We start from the raw sequence: 682 nt of genomic DNA, 5'->3' as shown, positions 1-682 counted from the left end.
GCTTCACACCTAGGGCTGTGGCTGTAGCTGTTTGCGAGCCGAAATGCTCAACCAGCTTTTCAAAGGAATTATTCATGATTCTCCGCCCATATAAAGKGATGCCTTTATGGTAGATCAAAGGAACACCTTTTTGCAACTTGAAAGGCTGCCCTTTATCGTCACGCGCATGGAACTTAAAGACAGACTGAAACAGGCGCGCAAAAACGCCGGACTAACACAGGCCGAACTTGCAGAGCGGGCCGGCATAAAGCAGGCATCCGTCTCGGAGATTGAGAGAGGGCTTACGCGCACTAGTGGATATCTGGTGAAGCTTGCGCAGATATGCGGGGTTGACCCCGTCTGGCTGTCGGATGGCTCCGGCTCCCCTGAGCCGTCTTTCGGCAGTAACGTCGAGCAAGGCCCTCCAATCACCAGCGCTCCTCGAAGGATCGAAATCGTGGGAACTGCTCAGATGGGGCCTGATGGCTATTGGATTGGCGTCAATCAGTCCGATGGCTGGGTTGAAACCTACTCGCGAGATGACGACGCCTACGCCCTAAGGCTGAAGGGCGACTCCATGGCACCCGCCATCCGCAATGGCTGGGTGGCTGTTTGCGAGCCGAACCACCGCCTGGTTCCTGGCGAATACGTCATGGTGACTACCCTGGACGGTCAGAGCATGGTGAAAGAGCTGCTGTTCCAG

Annotated in this window: 1 protein-coding gene; it reads left to right on the top strand. The window is 55.7% G+C overall.

What is annotated here, in order from left to right; all coding sequences use genetic code 11:
* Positions 1–166: 166 nt before the first annotated feature.
* Positions 167–682, top strand: a 516-nt coding sequence (locus AC1DRJ_RS31165) for a helix-turn-helix domain-containing protein (protein ID WP_477805494.1), incomplete at its 3' end; no start/stop codon positions are given.

The sequence above is a fragment of the Pseudomonas sp. P5_B2 genome (assembly GCF_056400445.1).
Note: the sequence above shows the minus strand (reverse complement) of the source record. Positions and strands in the feature narration are given on the sequence as shown.